General features: G+C 72.4%; 11 protein-coding genes. 5 read left to right on the forward strand and 6 right to left on the reverse strand.

Annotated features, from left to right (window positions below; genetic code table 11):
* Window positions 1-14: 14 nt before the first annotated feature.
* Together D7W79_RS06100 and D7W79_RS06105 are read right to left on the reverse strand one after the other, a co-directional pair.
* A complete protein-coding gene (locus D7W79_RS06100) occupies window positions 15-1,148 on the reverse strand; it encodes a UTP--glucose-1-phosphate uridylyltransferase (protein ID WP_120524396.1) in 1,134 nt (377 codons plus the stop codon).
* Window positions 1,149-1,291: 143 nt separating this feature from the next.
* A complete protein-coding gene (locus D7W79_RS06105; RefSeq protein WP_120524385.1) occupies window positions 1,292-2,371 on the reverse strand; it encodes a M24 family metallopeptidase in 1,080 nt (359 codons plus the stop codon).
* A 365-nt stretch (window positions 2,372-2,736) separates the two neighbouring features.
* Here D7W79_RS06105 and D7W79_RS06110 point away from each other — a divergent pair, with 365 nt between their 5' ends.
* Both D7W79_RS06110 and D7W79_RS06115 read left to right on the forward strand, forming a co-directional pair.
* Window positions 2,737-3,468, forward strand: coding sequence for a DUF6310 domain-containing protein (locus D7W79_RS06110; RefSeq protein ID WP_338078777.1), 732 nt, complete (start codon window positions 2,737-2,739; stop codon window positions 3,466-3,468).
* Window positions 3,465-4,220 (forward strand): DUF5953 family protein, encoded by a 756-nt coding sequence (locus D7W79_RS06115; protein WP_120524387.1) that lies wholly within the window; start codon window positions 3,465-3,467, stop codon window positions 4,218-4,220. Before D7W79_RS06110 ends, D7W79_RS06115 begins: the two co-directional genes overlap by 4 nt.
* Window positions 4,221-4,226: 6 nt before the next feature.
* Here D7W79_RS06115 and D7W79_RS43150 read toward each other — a convergent pair whose 3' ends face one another.
* Entirely contained in the window at window positions 4,227-4,409 is a 183-nt protein-coding gene (locus tag D7W79_RS43150) for a hypothetical protein (protein WP_147441815.1), read from the reverse strand.
* Complete coding sequence (locus tag D7W79_RS06120; protein ID WP_120524388.1) at window positions 4,406-5,572, reverse strand: NAD(P)/FAD-dependent oxidoreductase; 1,167 nt, start codon at window positions 5,570-5,572, stop codon at window positions 4,406-4,408. Before D7W79_RS06120 ends, D7W79_RS43150 begins: the two co-directional genes overlap by 4 nt.
* Window positions 5,573-5,852: 280 nt before the next feature.
* Here D7W79_RS06120 and D7W79_RS06125 point away from each other — a divergent pair, with 280 nt between their 5' ends.
* Window positions 5,853-6,311, forward strand: a complete 459-nt coding sequence (locus D7W79_RS06125; protein WP_120524389.1) for a YaiI/YqxD family protein — start codon at window positions 5,853-5,855, stop codon at window positions 6,309-6,311.
* A 6-nt stretch (window positions 6,312-6,317) separates the two neighbouring features.
* Here the strand turns inward: D7W79_RS06125 and D7W79_RS06130 are convergent, their stop codons facing one another.
* Together D7W79_RS06130 and D7W79_RS06135 are read right to left on the reverse strand one after the other, a co-directional pair.
* On the reverse strand, window positions 6,318-6,803 hold the full coding sequence (locus D7W79_RS06130) for a hypothetical protein (protein ID WP_120524390.1): 486 nt from the start codon (window positions 6,801-6,803) through the stop codon (window positions 6,318-6,320).
* A gap of 110 nt (window positions 6,804-6,913) precedes the next feature.
* On the reverse strand, window positions 6,914-8,242 hold the full coding sequence (locus tag D7W79_RS06135; RefSeq protein ID WP_120524391.1) for an amidohydrolase: 1,329 nt from the start codon (window positions 8,240-8,242) through the stop codon (window positions 6,914-6,916).
* 251 nt (window positions 8,243-8,493) lie between these two features.
* Here D7W79_RS06135 and D7W79_RS06140 point away from each other — a divergent pair, with 251 nt between their 5' ends.
* A complete protein-coding gene (locus D7W79_RS06140) occupies window positions 8,494-9,111 on the forward strand; it encodes an outer membrane beta-barrel protein (RefSeq protein ID WP_158616897.1) in 618 nt (205 codons plus the stop codon).
* 104 nt (window positions 9,112-9,215) lie between these two features.
* Window positions 9,216-14,244 (forward strand): non-ribosomal peptide synthetase (locus D7W79_RS06145; RefSeq protein WP_120524393.1); only part of this gene is annotated, 5,029 nt, incomplete at its 3' end.

The following is a 14,244-nucleotide window of genomic DNA, read 5'->3' on the forward strand; positions in this document are numbered from 1 at the left end:
GCGAATCTTCCAGCCTAATGCAGGGCGCCCAGGCGCTGTTGTAGCCGCCTCGCCACGCGGGGGAGGTCGTCGGGGGCCTTCACCGGCTCGAAGCGGCTGTTCAGGGGGTCCATGCGGCCCACCTCCACGAACGCCACCGACAAGAGCGGCTTGCCATCCGGCCCGGTCAGGCTGCTGGCCTCCGCCGTCACCTGCTCGAACTGGAGCACCGGCTGCCCGTCCACCTTCTTGGGCACCACCCGGTAGGGGATGGGGAGCTCCTGGCCCAGCATCGCCTCCAGCGAGAAGGTGATGTTGTTCGTGGAGATGAAGGGGTGCGCCGCCAGGTCCACCTTCTCCACCAACTGCAGCCGTCCCCCCAGGCGCACCGGCGCGGCGCCCGCGTCCAGCGCTCCGCTGGGGTTGGCCCGGGGCGTGACCTCCACCGTCATGTCGCAACCCAGTATCAGGTGCATCCCGATGACGGCCGGGTCCAGCGAGGCGGCCAGGTTGTCCACGTTGGAGAAGTACACGTACCGCACGCCGCGCTGCTGGAGCTGGTGGCCCACGCCGCTCTCGCGCAGGGCCCGGAAGACGTCGCCGTGACCGGAGGGCGCGAAGGACAGCCGGGCGTCCGACTCGCGGAACAGGCTGCCGTCCGGGGTCAGCCTCGGGAGCATCCCCTGGCGGAAGAGCAGCACGTCGTCCCCCCATCCGCCCGAGGTCAGGTGGGCGGCGATGGCGTCATGGGTGAGGAAGGACGTCATCACCGCCACGGGCACCGGCCGTCCCAGCCGCTGGCCCCACCGCCGCGCCTCCTCCAGCTTGAAGTCCAGGAAGGTGCGCCCCGCCATGACGGGGACGAGCCCCTTCACGCTGCCGCCGAAGCGCGTCCCGGCGCCCCCCGCGACCACGAGCGCCGCCACCTGTCCCTGGCGGAAGGCCTCCTCGCCCCGGGCCCGGCACGCGTCGTGTTCCGGCGTGCCCTCGGCCGGCAGCGCCCGGATGTCACCCGCGCGCAGCGGGCGGATCACGCCCTCGATTGGCCGTGACTCGCTCAGTTCGCCCCGCTGGTAGCGGGCAAGCAGCATCCGGAAGCGGTCCGCGTCGAAGCCGTCGTGCTGGAGCCGTGGGTCGTCCAGCTCTTCATCCTGGGTCTGGGTATTCACACCCGCGAAGCTGGGGAGCCCGGAGACTGCGGACATCGTTCCCGGGGGCGGGGGGACCGACGAAGCGCTCCGCTCCCGTGGCCCGCCTCACGGCCAGGCGGCGGCCCTGCCCGCGTCAACGCGGTGCCTGCCCTTTCGCGGGGCTAGCGCACCAGCAGGTCCGGCCGCTCCAGGCCTTCCACCCGCACCGTGGGCCAGCGCGGATCCACGGTGAGCAGCTCCAGGCCCGCCGGGGACACCACGGCGGTGTCCTCAATCTTCGCCCCGGGCAGCGAGGGGTTCCAGGCCACCGCGTTGTGGGGCTCCAGCGCCACGCCCGTGTCGGGGAGCGCCACCACGTCGCGGGAGAGGTAGCCGCACGAGCCGCCCTGGTGGTGCAGGGCCTGCGCGCCGGGGTGGCCCGCGTCCGCGTACGCGCGCACGAGCGCCGCGTAGACCTGGCCGAGCGTGGCGCCCGGGCGGCTCGCGGCGAACGCGGCGGCCTCCACGCGGGCCACGTCGGCGGCGAGCCGGCGCTCCTCCCGCGAGGGCTGCCGGAAGTAGACGAAGCGGGTGAGGTTGGCGCAGAGGCCGCGCCGCCGGCCGCAGAACACGAGCATCGCCCGGTCCCCCAGCGTGTCCCGCGAGGCCGTGGGATGGCGGTACACCGGCAGCCGGCGCGCGTCGCCCACGAGCGTGAGCATGGGATGGATGCCCCGCGCCCAGAGGGCCTGTGCGCCCGCCCCGGCCAGCTCGAAGCCCGTCCACTCCGGACGCGCGGCGAGCAGCACGTCCGTCATCGCCGCCGCCGCGTCCCTGCCGAGCGCGCGGTAGCGCTCCAGCTCCTCCGGGCCGAGCGACGAGCGGGCCCGCGTGAGGTCCACGGGCAGGGGGAACTCGCCCGCGACGGGCCGGTCCGAGCCGACGGGGCCCACGCCGGTGCGGGCCTTCACGAAGGCCTCGCGCGGGCGGCTGTCCGTCCACGGGTGCGCCTCCACCGGCAGCCCGCCAGGCAGCTCCTCGCGTGCCAGCCGCTCCGCCTCGATGTTGTCCGTGAGCACCCAGGCGCCCTCGTCGGTGACGAGCACCTCCGCGACCCCGGTCTCCGCGCTGAGGATGACCGTGCTGGAGCCACCGCACGTCATCCACGCGAACCAGTCCACGCCGCGAAAGCGGATGGCGCCCAGGCCCTGCGTCCGCATGTTGGCGCGCACGCGGGCGAGCTTCGTGGTCAGTTCGGTCATGGGGGCCTCGGAGGGGGACGCTGCCGCAAAGCTGGCGACGCGCTCCCCTCCTCGCAAGTCGGGGCCCGGACGGCCCTCCCCATGGAATAGGCACCCACGGCGGGATCAGCGCATGCCGATATGCTCCTGAGCCGAGGGACCGAAGCACCCACCTTTGCCGCGGGGATGTGGCCATGCGTTTCCGGACATGCAGCGCCCTCCTGCTCCTGATTGTCTTTTCCGCCTGCGCCGCGTCGACACCGTCTCCCGGCGCACGCGGGGCGCGGAGCCAGCGGCTCGCCAACCTCCAGCGGGCGGCGAAGTTGCCCTGGACTGACGGTGGACGGTGCGTTGTCCACGAAGCGTCCAGGCCTTGGCCCGTGCTGATGGAGCGGTGCTATCCGGCCCTCGACCACGACCGGCTTGAGTTCCACGACACGACCGGCAGATGCGCGGTCGCCTCCGCTGACGCCGCCGCCGTGGGAATCGGGTTCTGCGTGCTGGCGGCTCCTGAAATCGCCGTGGGAGCCGTGATCGTCCTTGGCGTGGTGGTGGTCGCCGTCGCCATCAAGGAAGCGCTGGATGCGTATGAACTCCGCCACGCCTATCCCGAGGAGGCAGGGACCTCACGAGGAGCGAAGGTGTCATCCCGGGAAGCGGAAGCGCAACGCGAGCCCAGGCCGAGGCCAGAGCCAGCGGGGCAGGACTGGCAGCCCCCGGTACCGCCCGTGCCCGTGGACCGGACGGGCCACGCCAGTTGCGAGCCTGTTCCAGTGCCCCACGCGGGCGAGGACGACGCGCATAACGAGTGCGCCGACAGGGTCCCGCCCAACCGTTATCCTGGAATGGACGTGCTCGTGGGCGGTGTCCGCTTCGATGCGCTGCAAGTCGGCGTGCGCGTACTGTGGGAGATCAAGACCCATCAATTCGACACGTACAGTGACTTTCTCCGACGGCAGGTGATCGGCGATCAGGTGGTTGAGCTGCGAGAAGAAAAAGGCATTGCGGAGGCTTGTGGATATGGCTTCGTCGTTGGCGTAAGCAGCGACGCGCACAAAACGGCGCTAGAGCGTGCGGATCCCGACCTGAAAATCGTTGTCACGGGGTGCAAGCGATGACCACCCAAAGCACCCTCGACATCATCGTCTACGCGCCTGCTCTCGTCGGTAGAGACGGTCGCACACTCGCTGTCGTCCACGGGATGGAACGTGCGCTCGCCGGAGTGCGCCTGGCGTGGAGAGTTGCCGACGACGGGCGCCTCATTGCTTTGCCGCAGCGCGACGCGTGGCTCACGGAAGGGACGAAAGACGGGAGATTCCCTCTGGTGTGCAACGGTGATGAGAGCTACCCCATTACGATTTATGGGTTGCAGATTCCCGCGCGCCAGGCGCCAGGCGGGCAGCCGTTGTTCGATGTCCACGCAGAGCTGCCACTAGACGCGGCGGTGATCACGGCAGCCGCAGATGTGCTTGGAAGCGTGGCAGAGAGTGCCCGCGCGTTCTGGGGGCATGCGACGCCAGCTAGCGCGGGTGTCGAGATCGCACGGCAAACACGCGATCCGGTCCACAAGCCAGGGGTTCCGCCCCGAGGGCTGCCAGCGCTCAAGCTGCCAGCGAAGAGCCGCTCCCCTGAGATTCCGCATCGCCTCGGGTGGCTGAACTACTGGTCCGCCGCCGCAGCGCAGGCCATCGGGTTCCCAGAGCCGACCCGCGACGCCGAGTTGCTCACGCGGGCGCGGCGCACGGCATCGGGTGGATGGATCGTGCAGCTCACCGACGCGCCGCTCGACCTGGACATCCCCGCCCACCTTGACGCGCTCATGCGGACCTATGAGCGGTTCCCGAAGATCGGCGGACGCGCAGCGCCCTGACCTCGATCACGGGGCTTGAGAGGTAGCTCCGCGCTGGTCGCTGTCCGCTACCGCGGCGTCCTGGGTCGGTGACGTCCCCGAGGCGCGCTCCCACGCCGAGCATGCGCCCAGCGCGAACCCCACGGCGAGCGCGGACACGCCTGCGGCGATGAGCAGGTATCGCGAAGGTCGATGGCGTCCGGTGGTCATGCGTCCTTCTCCACGGAGAGAGGGTTCGGCGCCGCGGCGAAAGGAAGCGGCGCGGGGGATTGCTGGCGGTTGCGCCAGTAGGGCGCTCCGGACCAGCGGCGCTCCAGGCGGTAGTAGCCCTCGCGGATGCGCAGGTGCTCCTGGAACTGATGGCGCACCCGCACCTCGTGCAGGCGCAGCGCGGCGGTGTCCCCTTGCAGGGAGCGGCTCACCGCGTCCGCGGACTGGTGCGCGGAGCGCAGGGCCTGGGACGTGCCCTGCGAGGACAGCGGGTCGAACGTGCACGCGGCGTCCCCCACCGCGAGCCAGTCCTCGCCATGCAGCCGGTCCAGGCAGGCGACGTTCGCGGACACCGCGCGCAGGGATGCGCCGCTGAAGTCACACGCCTCCAGGCGTTGGCGCGTCTCGGGCGCGTGCGCCATCCGCGCCCGCCACGCCTCCGGATCCTTCGGCGTGAGGCCGTGGAGCGAGTCCCGGTCGCCCATGAGCCCGAAGACCACCTGGTCGCCGGGCATCCGCGCGGAGTACCACCAGCCGTCCTCGCACGCCTCCACCAGCGAGAGCGCGTCCACGCCGCGGCCAGGCTGGAGCGGCAACGTGCCGCACACGCCGTGGGTCCGGTCCATCGTGTGGCGGCGGGCGCCTCGCGACGTGGCGAACACCGCGCTCCGGCCCGTGGCGTCCACCACGAAGCGCGCGTCCACGAAGGCGCGAGGCGCATCGCCCTCCACCGGGAGGAAGAGCCGGTAGCCTCCGCCCTCCAGGGGCTGCCATCCGGTGACCGCCGTGCCGGTGCGGACGTCCGCGCCCTGGCGCAGGGCCTCGTCCGCCAGCATCCCGTCGAACCGCGCGCGGTCCAGGTGCCAGCCCGTGCCCCACGGCGAGCGCAGGTGGTCGTTGTACGCCAGCGACGAAGTCCCCCAACGCGAACAGGAGCCCATGGAGCGCAGGTGGCCCTGGCGCGCGAAGGCGTCCCAGACGCCCAGCTGGGCGAGCAGCCGGCGGCTGTCCGGGGGCAGCGTCTCGCCCAGGTGGAAGCGTTCGGACGTGGAGCGCTCGAACAGGGCGACGCGCAGGTCCGTGCTCCGGCGCAGCGCCAACGCGAGCCCCGCTCCCGCCGGGCCGCCCCCCAACACGGCGACGTCATACCGGGTGCCGTCCATGCTCAACCCGCTGGATCCAGAAGCTTCACCTCGAGCCGCTCGGGCGACGGGGCTGTTGACGGTGTCCGGAAGGGCGGGGGCATGGGCGTGGCCCGGACGCAGTGCACCCGTCGTACCAGCCCTCCCCGCCGCGATGACAAAGGCGTGTCTGGGCTTGGGAACAGGGGCAGCGGGCGCCCGGGCCGCGGGACGCGTCAGGGGTTGGCCGCTGACGTGTCAGCGCGGGCGATGACGCGTCAACACGCCTGACCCCGGCGGGGGAATCAGCGAGGATGGCCGCATGAAAATCTGGGTCGATGCCGATGCGTGTCCCGGGCCCGTGCGGGACATCCTCTTGCGCGCCGTGCAGCGCGTGAAGGTCCCCATCGTCTTCGTGGCGAACAAGCCCCTGTCACTGCCGCGGCTGGCGTACGTGTCCACGGTGCAGGTGGGCGCGGGGCTGGACGTGGCGGACCGGCACATCGCCACCTCCGCGCAGAAGGGCGACCTGGCCGTCACGCAGGACATCCCGCTGGCCGCGCTGCTCGTCCCCAAGGGCGTCGTCGTGATGGATCCGCGCGGAGAACTCTTCACGCCGGAGAACATCGACGAGCGGCTGTCGGTGCGGAACTTCATGCAGGAGCTGCGCGACAGCGGCGTCACCACCGGCGGTCCCAGCGGCTTCTCGCAGCAGGACCGCCAGCAGTTCGCCGCCACGCTGGACCGGGAGCTGACCCGGCTGGTGAAGCAGCAGGGCTGAGCCGCGCTAATGGCCGGCGCCGCCGCTGCCCTCCGCCGGGGGCGTGCCTGTCGAAGGCGCCACGGGGCTCGTGCCGATGCCCTTGTTCTTGTTCCAGGCCTCCGGCGTGATGTCAAAGCGCGCGCCCTGGTTCTGGGAGGGGACCGCCTCCGGAGCCAGGTTGTCCACGTCGCGCATGTCGATGCTGCCCGAGCCGCCCGTCCCCACCTCGTCGAGGTCGACGCACTTGAAGTCCTCCGGCTTCGAGGACGGTTGGATGCCCGTGCCTCCGGAGGCCTCGGCGGAGGCCTGGGCTTCGGCGCCCACCTGCCCGTAGAAGTTCAGGTCATGCGTGCGCTGCATCTCCTGCGTGCGCGGCGACTCCTCCGAGTCCCAGGACATCTCATCGCTGGCGAACGCCTCGGACGGGGGGTCCTGCTGAACCGCGGCCGTCTGCGTGGCGCAGCCCCCGAGGAGGAGCGCGGTCAGCGAGGCCATGAGCGGAAGCTTCATCGGGTGTCCTCCAGAAGTGTCGTCCGCCACTCAAGGTGGAGGCACTTACGTCGGGGGCAAGCGATGGGGGACCCGTCGGGCAAGCGGCCCCGTTCCAGGCCGGGGCCTCTTCAATGGTTCGCGGAGGCACCACCCTCGTGCAGGCAGGCCAGCGCCGCCACGGTGAGCGACTCGCACCCCGTGCGCAGCGAACCCGCGCGGTCCGGCGCGTAGAAGCCCGAGTGCGGCCCCGGCAGGTGCGCCACCTTCTCCTGGGGCGTCGTGCCCGGCGCCTGCTCCCAGGCCTTCGGCGATGTGATGCCCATGAACCAATACGCGGTGGGCACCGGGTGCTCCGGCCCCTGGGCGAAGAAGGGGAAGTCCTCGCTCGCGGTGACGAGCACGCCCGGCACCAGCGCGTCGCGCCCGAACCACTCCGCGTGCGCGTCCCGGACGCGGCGCAGGAGCGCCGGGTCGTTGCGGTTCACCGGTGTGCGTCCCAGCACCTCCACCTGGGGAGGCTTCGGCGCGCCCGACGCCGCGGCCTCGCCCTTCGCGATGCGCTCGATGCCGGCCAGCACGCGGGCCAGCACCGCGTCGTCCTCCGTGCGCACCGTCAGCTCCAGCACGGCTTCGTCCGGAATCACGTTGGCGCGCGTGCCCGCCTGGAAGCGGCCCACCGTCACCACCGCGGCCTCCAGCGGCGACAGCGCGCGCGACACGATGGTCTGCAGGCGCATCACCACGCTGGCCCCCAGCACCACCGGGTCCACGGACAGCTCCGGCTGCGCCCCGTGCGCGCCCCGCCCGAACAGGCGCAGGCGCACGTGCGCGGAGCCCATCATCGCCACGCCCTCTCGGTGCATGAACGTGCCCACCGGCAGCGGCGCGGTGTGCTGGCCCAGCACGGCGTCCGGCGTGCCGAAGCGCGCGTAGAGCCCCGCGTCCAGCATCGCCTTCGCGCCCTCGAGCGTCTCCTCCGCCGGCTGCCCCACCACCATCACCGTGCCGCGCCACGCGTCGCGCGAGCGCGCCAGCACCGCCGCCGTTCCCACGAGGCACGCGGTGTGGACGTCGTGGCCGCACGCGTGCATCACCGGCTCGCCGTCGTCCGTGCGCTCGTGGCTCGCGTACGGCAGCCCCGTCTTCTCCTCCACGGGCAGCGCGTCCAGGTCCCCGCGCAGCAACACCGTGGGCCCATCCCCGTTGCGCAGGAGGCCCACCACGCCGTGGCCGCCCACGTCCCGGGTCACCTCATAGCCCTCCGCCTCCAGGCGCGACGCCACCTCGGAGGCCGTGCGCGCTTCGTGGCCGGACAGCTCCGGGTGTTCGTGCAGGTCCGCGTAGAGCGCGTCCACGTTCGTCAGCACCGCGTCCAGGTGCTGGAGGACGCGCCGGGCGCGGGCCTTGAGGCTGGAAGGGGCGGAGGTGCCCGGGACGGGCTGGGGGGCGTCGTTCATGGCGGTGTGCTCCAGGGCCCCGACGCGAGGGGGAGGCGTCGTGGGCGTGCGGGTCCGACTCAAGGTGGAAGCCGCGTGCCGGGCTTCACAAGGGAACGGGGCAGGGAGGCGGATGGGGGCCCGGTTTCGCGCGACACGTCCTGCCCTCCGGGGCGCCGTGGGCCTGCGGGGCACCGCTTGTCCGGTCGTTGTCCGCCCCTCCCCCGCGGGCCACCTTCTGGCTGCGCAGGCGACACATGAAGGGAGCGATCATGAGGCGAGGCATCGCACTGGGGCTCTGCCTGGTGGGACTGACGGGTGGCGTCGCGAGTGCCCAGGATCCCCCCGCGGATGCGCCCACGCGGATGGGACGGGTGGAGTGGAAGGGGCCCTACTTCCTGCTGGGGCTGGGCGTGGAGGGCTACACGGGCAAGCTCGCGCCCAACCTGGATCCGGGGCCGTCGTATGGCGTCGTCGTGGGCTACCGCCCCAATGACTACCTGGGCGTGGAGCTGGGCTACAGCGGCGGCACCAGCAACCTGTCCATCAGCAACGGGGCGTCCTTCGGCAACCCGGACATCGTGCGCAACGGAGGGCAGGCGGCCCTCACGCTGGGCTTCACCTCCGCGCGAATCCAGCCCTATGTGCTGGGGGGCATCGGGGTCGAGCAGTACTCGGTGCGCTCGGGGATGTTCTTCGAGTTCATCAACGATACAGGGGGCTACGCGCCCGTTGGAGCCGGCGTGCGCTTCCAGCTCAACCCGCACCTCACGACCGAGGTGCGCGGCAGCTACAGCTTCCTCTTCGGTCAGGACTTCTCGCCCACCCAGGATGTGGGCGCGGGAGAGGGCCGCTACTCGGGTCTGTTGATGATTGGAGGCAGCTACTGAGGTCCCCCGGGAACGGGGGCGGGTCCGCGGAGGTCCTGGGGTCTTGAGGTATCCTGCGTCCAGGCGCGGGTGCCTCCCCCGGCACACCCGCGCCCCCCGCTCCCATGACCGTCACCCTGATTGATCTCCTCGACGAGCGAAGCCGCCGTCATCCGGATCCGCGCCTCTACACCTTCCTGGAGGACGACGCGGAGGTGACGCTCACCCGGGCGGAGCTGGCGTCGCGGGCGCACCGCATCGCCGCGGCGCTCCAGTCGCTCGCGGCCGAAGGCGAGCGCGCGGTCCTGCTCTATCCACCCGGCGTGGACTACCTCTCCGGGTTCTTCGGCTGCGTGTGCTCGGGGTTGGTGGCGGTGCCGGCGTATCCGCCGGATCCGTCACGGCTGGAGCGCACCCTGCCCCGCCTGCGCGCGCTCATCGCGGACTCCGGCGCCACGGTGGTGCTCACCACGTCCGTCATCCTGTCGATGGCGGAGTTCCTCTTCACGGACGCGCCGGAGCTGCGCGCGCTCAAGTGGGTGGCGACGGACGCGCTGGACGCGAGCGACGCGGCGGCGTGGAAGCGGCCGGACGTGACGGCGGACACGCTGGCCTTCCTCCAGTACACGTCCGGCAGCACGGGCACGCCCCGGGGCGTGATGCTCAGCCACGGCAACCTGCTGCACAACCTCACGGCCATCCGCCGCGCCTTCCAGACGCGCGATGACAGCGTGGGCGTCATCTGGCTGCCGCCGTACCACGACATGGGGCTGATTGGCGGCGTGCTGGTGCCGCTGGCGCAGGGCTTCCACACGGCGCTGATGTCCCCGCTGTCGTTCCTCAAGCGGCCCCGCGCGTGGCTGGAGGCGCTGACCCGCTTCGGCGGCACCATCAGCGGCGGTCCCAACTTCGCGTTCGACCTGTGCGTGCGGCGCATCCCGCCCGCGGAGCGGGAGGGGCTGGACCTGAGCCGCTGGGAGGTGGCGTTCTGCGGCGCGGAGCCCATCCGTCCGGACACGCTGGCGCGCTTCACGGAGGCGTTCGGGCCGTACGGCTTCCGGCGCGAGGCGTTCTATCCCTGCTATGGCCTGGCGGAAGGGACGCTCATCGTCTCCGGCGGCGCGAAGGAGGCCGCGCCCGTCCTGCGCGACGTGGACGCGTCCTTGTTGGAGGCGGGCTGGGCACGCGCTCCGGAGGGTACGGGCCGGACGCTGGTGGGCTGCGGCGCGACGCTGCCGGATCAAGCCCTGTGCATCGTGCAGCCGGACACCGGCCGCGTGCTCCCGCCGGGCGAGGTGGGTGAGGTCTGGGTGAAGGGGCCCAGCGTGGCGCGGGGCTACTGGCGGCGCGAGGAGGAGTCCGCGCGGGTGTTCCAGGCGCGGACCGAGCAGGGAGACGGGCCCTTCCTCAGGACCGGGGACCTGGGCTTCCTGGACGCGGGGGAGCTGTACGTCACGGGGCGTGCGAAGGACCTGATCATCCTGCGTGGACGGAACCTGTACCCGCAGGACCTGGAGGTGGTGGTGGAGGAGAGCCACCCCGCGCTCAGGCCCGGGTGCGGCGTGGCCTTCGGCGTGGAGGTGGGCGGCGAGGAGCAGCTCGTGGTGGTGCAGGAGGTGGATCCGCGCAAGTGGGACGGAGACGCGGCCCCGGTGCTGGGCGCGATTCGGGGAGCGCTGGCGTCACGGCATGAGGTGAGGCCCTACGCGGTGGTGCTCATCAAGCCCGGGAGCCTGCCGAAGACGTCCAGCGGCAAGGTGCAGCGGCGGACCACGCGGGAGGCGTTCCTCGCTGGAGGGCTGCGAGAGCTGCACACGTGGCGGGCGGTTGGACTGACCGATCCGGACGCGCACGGAGCGCATCCGGAGCCTCGCGAGCAGCACGCAAGCGCGGCGACTGGACCGGATGCGCGCAAGACGACTTCGGAGCTGGAGTCGAACGACACGCGCGCACGGCGCATAACCGGGTTGACCGGCACGGACGCGCACGGCGCGCATTCCGTGCGGGCCCCCCGCGAGCAGCACACAGGGCAGGCGACCACGACGGCCGGTTCGGACGCGCAGGGTGCGCCTTCGGAGCTGGAGGCCCGCGTGCTCGCACGAGTCGCGGCGCGACTGGGTGCGCGGGTAGAGGACGTGGATGTCCGTACGCCCCTCACCCACTACGGGCTGGATTCGCTGGCGGCGGTGGAGCTTGCGCATGCGCTGGAACAGGCGCTGGGCGTGCCCGTGCCGATGGAGTCGTTGCTGCGCGGCGCGAGCGTGGCGGAGCTGGTGCGTGACGCGACGGCCGTGCGCGCGGTGCCGCGTCCGGAAGTGGTTCGCGTGCCTCGCGCGGAGTCCATGCCGCTGTCCTTCGCGCAGGAACGCCTGTGGTTCCTGGACCGGCTGGAGCCGGGCAGCGCCTTCTACAACGTCCCCGTCGTGTCGCGACTGGACGGGACGCTGGACGTCTCCGCGCTGGAGCGGAGCCTCCAATTCCTCGTGCGCCGCCATGAATCCCTGCGCACCGTGTTCGTGGAGACGCGCGGCGAGCCAGGCCAGCGCATCCTTCCGGACCTGGCGCTGCCCCTGTCCGTCGTGGACCTCACGTCCACGCCCGCCGATACGCGCGAGGCCTCGGCCCGGGAGCTGGCTCGCGAGGAGGCGCGGCGGCCCTTCGACCTCGCCCGGGGCCCGCTGCTCCGGGTGACGCTGCTGCGACTCGAAGCCTCGCGGCACTGGCTGCTGCTCACCGTGCACCACCTGGTCGCGGATGGCTGGTCCATGCGCGTCCTCGTGCGGGAGCTGTCGGAGGCCTACGCGGCCTTCTCCACCGGCCGTGCCCCTGCCCTGCCCGAGCTTCCCTTGCAGTACGCCGACCACGCGGCGTGGCAGCGCGACTGGCTGCGCGGCGAGCGGCACGAAGACCTCCTCGGCTGGTGGCGCCAGCACCTGGCCGGAGCACCTCCCGTGCTCGACCTCCCCGGCGATCGCCGCCGGCCCCGCGTGCAGTCCTACCGGGGCGCCCAGTGCGTCCATCGGCTGACGCAGGCCGCTTGGGAGCGGGTGAAGGCCTTGGCTTCGCGCGAAGGCACCACGCCCTTCGTCGCGCTGCTCGCGGGCTTCCAGGTGCTGCTGCACCGCTACACCGGCCAGGAGGACCTGGTCGTGGGCGTGGACACCGCGCACCGCTCGCGGCCGGAGACGGCCGGCATCGTGGGCCTGTTCGTCAACCAGCTCCCGCTGCGCGGCGACCTCTCCGGTGAGCCGTCCTTCCGGGAGCTGCTGCGCCGCGACCACCGCGCGGCGCTGGAGGCGTGGGCGCACCAGGACCTGCCCTTCGACGCGATGGTGCGGGGCCTCAACCCGGAGCGCAGCCTCGCGCACGCGCCCCTCTTCCAGGTGAAGCTGGTCCTCCAGGACGCCGCGTCCGGACCGGTGCGCCTGCCCGGCCTCACGCTGACGAGCACGCTCGGCGACACGGGCGCCACCAAGCTCGACCTCACGCTCTCCGTCACCGACTCCGGTGAAGGCCTGGAGCTGCTGTGCGAGTACGCCACCGACCTCTTCGACGCGGACACCATCGCGCGGATGCTCGGGCACCTGGAGGCGCTGCTGGACGGCGCGGCGGCGAATCCGGAGCGGTCCATCTCCGCGCTGCCCCTGTGGACGCCGGAGGCCCGGGGTCAGGTGCTGGAGGCATGGCGTCCCACCGGGCCCGCCGTGGCGCCGGACCTCGCGCACCGTCTCTTCGAAGCGCAGGCCCACGCCACGCCGGAGGCCATCGCCGTCGCGCTCGGCACCACGACGGTGACGTACGCGCGGTTGGAGGCGCGCGCGAACCAGCTCGCAAGGCACCTCGTCGCATCGGGAGTGCGTCCTGAAGCGGTGGTGGGCGTGCACCTGGAGCGCACGCCGGACTTCGTGGTGGCGCTGCTCGGTGTGCTCAAGGCGGGCGGCGCGTTCCTGCCGCTGGATCCGGCCCAGCCTCCCGCGCGGCTCGAAGCAATGCTGCGCGAGGCCCGGGCGTCCGTCCTGCTGAGCGACGAGTCACTGGCGGACCGGCTGGCGTCGCAGGGCGAGCTTCTGGTCCTCCTGGACGCGGACCGCGCGGCGCTGGAGGCACGGCCGGAGCTGCCGCTGTCCCCCGCGCCGGCCGTGACGCCCGCGAACCTCGCCTACGTCATCTTCACCTCCGGCTCCACCGGCACGCCCAAGGGAGCGCTGCTGGCGCACCACGGTCTGTGCAACACGGCGCTCGCCACGCGCGACGCGCTGGGCCTGCTTCCCGGAAGCCGCCTGTTGCAGCTGGCGTCCATCGGCTTCGATGCGTCGGTGAGCGAGGTCTTCTCCACGCTCCTGTCCGGCGCGACGCTGGTGCTCGCGCCCGCGGAGTCCCTGTTGCCGGGGCCGCCGTTGCAGTCGGTCCTCGCCTCCGAGCGCATCACCGCCCTCACCGCCACGCCCACGTCGCTGGCGCCGTTGGAGCCGTCCGCGCTGCCCCTCCTGGAGGCCGTGGCCTCCGTGGGCGAGGCGTGCACGCCGGAGCTCGCGGCGCGTTGGAAGCCGGGCCGACGATTCCTCAACGCCTACGGCCCCACCGAGGCCACCGTCTGCGCCACCATCGACCTGGACGTGACGCCCGCGCGTCCGTCCATCGGCCGCGCCATCCCGGGCGCGCGAGTGGCGGTGCTCGACGCTCGCGGGGAACCCGTGCCCGTGGGCGTCCCCGGTGAGCTGTACGTGGGTGGCCCCGGCGTGGCGCGCGGCTACCTGGAGCGGCCCGCGCTCACCGCCGAGCGCTTCGTGCCGGATCCGTTCTCCGCCGAGCCCGGCGCCCGCCAGTACCGCACGGGCGACCGCGTGCGCACGCTGTCCGACGGACGCCTGGAATACCTGGGCCGCCGCGACGCGCAGGTGAAGGTGAACGGCATCCGCATCGAGCTGGGCGAGGTGGAAGCCACGCTCGCGCAGGTCCCCGGCGTGCGGCAGGCGGTGGTGCTCCCGCGCGAGCACGCCGGTGAGACGCGGCTGACGGCATGGCTCGTCGCGGACGAGTCCCTGGACGTCACCGCCGTGCGGCGCTTCCTCAAGGAGCGGTTGCCGGACGCCTTCGTGCCGTCCGCCTACGTGCGGCTGGACGCGCTGCCGCTCACCCCGGGCGGCAGCGCGT

Source organism: Corallococcus exercitus (assembly GCF_003611585.1).
Lineage (GTDB): Bacteria > Myxococcota > Myxococcia > Myxococcales > Myxococcaceae > Corallococcus > Corallococcus exercitus.